Origin of the sequence: Streptomyces viridosporus (assembly GCF_002078235.1) — a bacterium.
Taxonomy (GTDB): Bacteria; Actinomycetota; Actinomycetes; order Streptomycetales; family Streptomycetaceae; genus Streptomyces; species Streptomyces viridosporus.
Genome location: NZ_MSGP01000731.1, coordinates 1 through 656 on the forward strand (window position 1 = coordinate 1; position 656 = coordinate 656).

At 71.2% G+C, this 656-nt stretch carries 1 protein-coding gene and 1 pseudogene; both read left to right on the plus strand.

Annotated features, from left to right (window positions below; translation table 11 throughout):
• Positions 1–210 (plus strand): SpoIIE family protein phosphatase (locus tag B7L92_RS36690; RefSeq protein ID WP_159461089.1); only part of this gene is annotated, 210 nt, incomplete at its 5' end.
• An 81-nt stretch (positions 211–291) separates the two neighbouring features.
• Positions 292–656: pseudogene (locus tag B7L92_RS36695) on the plus strand (transposase); the annotation flags it as partial.

Sequence of the window (656 nt, forward strand, 5' to 3'; positions counted from 1 at the left end):
TACACCGACGGCCTGGTCGAGACCCGAGACCAGCCCATCGACCAGCGCCTGAACACCCTCCTCGGCCTCCTCGACGACCCGGGGCGCCCCCTGGAGGAGACCTGCGACCGGCTCCTGCACACCCTGCGACACCCCGACGACCACGACGACGTTGCCCTGCTCATCGCCCGGGCCCAGCCCATCCCCGACAGCCAAGCGTCCCGGCCCTGACACGCCGCTGTTTTCGGCAGCCGCAGGCACCCACGTGTGATTTCGCCATGGCCCCGTGGAATCGCCCACCTCATCCAGAGGCTGCAGCGGCAGTACTCCGGCACCGCCGGGCGGACGGGGAATCCCCAGAGGGGGTGCCCCCAGCCAGATCGGCGTCTTCCTCGCCTATGCGGCTCCCGGTGGCCGGACGTTGATCGACCGCCGTCTGTATCCGCCCACGTCCTGAACGGACGACCGGGACCGGTGCCGCCGGGCCGGCATCGGCGACGAGGCGGCCTTCGCCACGAAGGTGGACATGGCCAGGGCGATGGTCCGCCGGGCGATCGCCGACAAGATGCCCTTCCGGTGGGTGATGGCGGAGGCCGCCTACGGCTTCTCCAAGGGCTGGCGCTCCGAGCTCGAGCAGGCGGACGGCTTCCACGTGATGGCCACCGCCCGCCACGACA